The sequence below is a fragment of the Streptomyces solincola genome (assembly GCF_002982015.1).
Lineage (GTDB): Bacteria > Actinomycetota > Actinomycetes > Streptomycetales > Streptomycetaceae > Streptomyces > Streptomyces solincola.
Genome location: NZ_PVLV01000551.1, coordinates 1 through 3,315, shown reverse-complemented (window position 1 = coordinate 3,315; position 3,315 = coordinate 1). Strand labels below are relative to the sequence as shown.

Below are 3,315 nucleotides of genomic sequence, written 5' to 3'. Positions count from 1 at the left end.
GTGCAGGGGCGCGGCGGACCGCTGCTGGCGAAGGGTCGGCGGGCGGCGGCGGGTTGGGCCGGACGGGCGGGTTCGCTAGGGTCCTGCCCCATGGCACACAACACCCCGGGCCCCGAGGGCAACTACGACCCCGCGGGCAGCACCCAGATGTTCCGCGCCTTCGTCGACGACGGCGCACCCCGGCGGCGGCAGGAGCCGCCGGCCCGCTCGGGCCCCCGCGTCGGCCTCATCGCCGGCGTCGTCCTGGCGCTCGTCGTCGTGGCTGCGGTCGCCTGGCTCGCCCTCGGCTGACCGCGGCATACGAGGCTGGTGGCGGCCGACCGCAGCCCGTCACGGAGTCGAGCGCGCCCTTGGGGGACGGCGGCGGTCAGCCGCCGCCCCCGCGGGGCGAAACTCTCCAGCAGTCGGGCTCGGCACCGGCGCAGGGCGTCGGCGCGGGTGCCGGGAGGCGTCAGCGGTGCGACTCCGACCAGCGGTCTGCGTACGCGGTGCGGGCGGCGTACACGGCCGGGCGGGTGCTCAGTCCGAGATGAGGCCCTCGCGCAGTTGCGACAGGGTGCGGGTGAGCAGCCGGGAGACGTGCATCTGGGAGATGCCGACCTCCTCGCCGATCTGCGACTGGGTCATGTTGCCGAAGAACCGCAGCATGATGATCTGCCGTTCCCGCGGCGGCAGCTTGGCCAGCAGCGGCTTCAGCGACTCGCGGTACTCGACGCCTTCCAGCGCGGTGTCCTCGTAGCCGAGCCGGTCGGCGAGCGAGCCCTCGCCGCCGTCGTCCTCCGGGGACGGCGAGTCGAGCGAGGACGCGGTGTACGCGTTGCCGACCGCGAGCCCGTCGACGACGTCCTCCTCCGAGACGCCCAGCACGGCGGCCAGCTCGGCGACGGTCGGGGAGCGGTCGAGCTTCTGGGCCAGCTCGTCGCCCGCCTTGGTCAGCGCCAGGCGCAGCTCCTGGAGCCGGCGCGGCACCCGCACCGACCATGAGGTGTCCCGGAAGAACCGCTTGATCTCGCCGACCACGGTCGGCATCGCGAAGGTCGGGAACTCCACGCCCCGCTCGCAGTCGAACCGGTCGATCGCCTTGATCAGGCCGATGGTGCCGACCTGGACGATGTCCTCCATCGGCTCGTTGCGCGAGCGGAACCGGGCGGCGGCGTACCGCACCAGCGGCAGGTTCAGCTCGATCAGGGTGTCCCGGACGTACGCGCGCTCGGGGCCGTCGGCGCCTCGCGCGTCGAGGGCGGCGAGCCGCAGGAACAGGGAGCGGGACAGCGTACGGGTGTCGATCGCCTCGGTGGCGGCCGCCGCGACCGGCTGCGGGAGTGCCCCCGTGGTCTCGCCGCTGCCCGCGGCCTGCGCGGGCAGCGCCACCACGGGAGCGGCACCGACGGTCGTCAGCGTGGGAGCGGCGTCGTCGGCCGTCAGGGCGGGGGCGGCGGCGTCGGCCGTCAGCGTGGAGGCGGCGACGTCGGCGGTCAGGGCGGGGGCGGCGTCGGTCGCGGGTGCGGGGCCCTCCGGCAGCACGGCCGGGTCCTGGGCCGCCTGGCCGAGCCGGTCCAGCCGGTCGAGTCGCACGGGAGCCGGCGCGTGGTCGGGCGTGAGCGTGAGCACCTTCGGGCTGCCCTGTTCTGCGGACATGCCACCCCCTTGAGGTCGCGGACGGTCGCGGGCCGCGACCATCGGAGGAACGCAGCCTCCACCTGAATACCGGAGCCGAGACTGCGGCAAACGCGGTTCCAGCAGAATGTCACATGTCGGCAACGCGCTGTAGTGACTTGTCGACATGGAAGGGGTGTCTATGCGCGGATAAGCCCTCTGCTGCGGCTTTTTGACGGGCCGTCGACGGGCCGGGCCCTGCAAGGGTCTACCCGATCGGGTCAGGCGTCGATCCTGTTTGCGGATCTGAGTCGGGCGAAGCTCCGGGCGAGCAGCCGGGAGACGTGCATCTGCGAGACGCCCAGCTCCTGGCTGATCTGGGACTGGGTGAGGTTGCTGTAGTAGCGGAGCATCAGGATCCGCTGCTCGCGCTCCGGCAACTGGACGAGCAGGTGCCGCACGAGGTCCCGGTGCTCCACACCGGCCAGGGCGGGGTCCTCGTAGCCGAGCCGGTCCAGCAGTCCGGGCAGTCCGTCGCCCTCCTGGGCCGCCTCCAGGGAGGTGGCGTGGTACGACCGGCCCGCCTCGATGCAGGACAGGACCTCCTCCTCGGAGATCTTCAGCCGCTCGGCGATCTCGGCGGTCGTGGGGGAGCGGCCATGGGCGGTGGTCAGGTCCTCGGTGGCCCCGTTGACCTGCACCCACAGCTCGTGCAGGCGCCGGGGCACGTGCACGGTGCGGACGTTGTCGCGGAAGTACCGCTTGATCTCGCCGACGACGGTGGGCATCGCGAAGGTGGGGAACTGCACGCCCCGGTCCGGGTCGAACCGGTCGATGGCGTTGATCAGACCGATGGTGCCGACCTGGACGACGTCCTCCATGGGCTCGTTGCGCGAGCGGAAGCGGGCGGCGGCGTACCGCACCAGCGGGAGGTTGGCCTCGATCAGCGCCCCGCGGACCCGGTGGTGCTCGGGGGTGCCCGGCTCCATCGTCTTCAACTGCCCGAACAGCACCTGCGTGAGCGCCCGGGTGTCGGCGGCCCGGCTCTGCGACCGGGACCGGGGCGTCGACCCGGCCGGCTCGTTCTGGGGCGGCACCTGAGATGTCGTACTGGCCGGCACGTTCTCGCCACCCCTTCGTGGTCGCTTTACGTGGTCGCTCTCTGCTGTCGCGCTACGCGGTCAATAACGGTCAACTCATCCGTCAAAAGCGGTCATAGCATCACAAGACATGTCCACCGTGTGCAAGCACCCGATGACGCCGTGTTGCCACGATGCGGGGCGGGCATGGGAAGAGCCCCGCACCGGGAGAGGTGCGGGGCTCGGGGCCGACCGGCCCGCGGCGGGGCGGGCGGCAGGCTCAGAACTCGTAGTCGGCGATCACCCAGGTGGCGAACTCGCGCCACTGCCCGGCGGCCGCCTGGTGGGCCGGGTGCTCCAGGTAGCGGACCAGGGCGTCCTTGTCGGCGACCGCGGAGTTGATGGCGAAGTCGTACGCGATCGGACGGTCGGTGATGTTCCAGGCGCACTCCCAGAACTCCGCCTCCGGAACGATGCCGCCGAGCTCCTCGAACGCCTTGGCGGCGGCGACCACACGGGGCTCGTCACGGCTGACGCCGTCGTTGAGCTTGAAGAGGACCAGATGGCGGATCACAGCGACTCCTCGTCGACCGGTCGAGAGCCGCCGGGCGGTGCGGGTGCGGCCGCGGTGGCGAGGGGG

Annotated in this window: 4 protein-coding genes; 1 reads left to right on the top strand and 3 read right to left on the bottom strand. The window is 72.3% G+C overall.

Annotation, left to right across the window (positions count from 1 at the left end):
- Nucleotides 1-90: 90 nt before the first annotated feature.
- Nucleotides 91-291 (top strand): hypothetical protein, encoded by a 201-nt coding sequence (locus tag C6N75_RS26935; RefSeq protein ID WP_105871480.1) that lies wholly within the window; start codon nucleotides 91-93, stop codon nucleotides 289-291.
- A 228-nt stretch (nucleotides 292-519) separates the two neighbouring features.
- Here C6N75_RS26935 and C6N75_RS26930 read toward each other — a convergent pair whose 3' ends face one another.
- The 3 genes from C6N75_RS26930 to C6N75_RS26920 all read right to left on the bottom strand — a co-directional run bounded on the left by C6N75_RS26930 (nucleotide 520) and on the right by C6N75_RS26920 (nucleotide 3,249).
- Nucleotides 520-1,638, bottom strand: coding sequence for an RNA polymerase sigma factor SigF (locus tag C6N75_RS26930; protein WP_181160638.1), 1,119 nt, complete (start codon nucleotides 1,636-1,638; stop codon nucleotides 520-522).
- A 239-nt stretch (nucleotides 1,639-1,877) separates the two neighbouring features.
- The gene (locus C6N75_RS26925) at nucleotides 1,878-2,693 is read right to left on the bottom strand and encodes an RNA polymerase sigma factor SigF (RefSeq protein WP_105871479.1); all 816 of its coding nucleotides are present in this window, start codon (nucleotides 2,691-2,693) and stop codon (nucleotides 1,878-1,880) included.
- 262 nt (nucleotides 2,694-2,955) lie between these two features.
- On the bottom strand, nucleotides 2,956-3,249 hold the full coding sequence (locus C6N75_RS26920; RefSeq protein ID WP_105871478.1) for a Dabb family protein: 294 nt from the start codon (nucleotides 3,247-3,249) through the stop codon (nucleotides 2,956-2,958).
- Nucleotides 3,250-3,315: the final 66 nt, after the last annotated feature.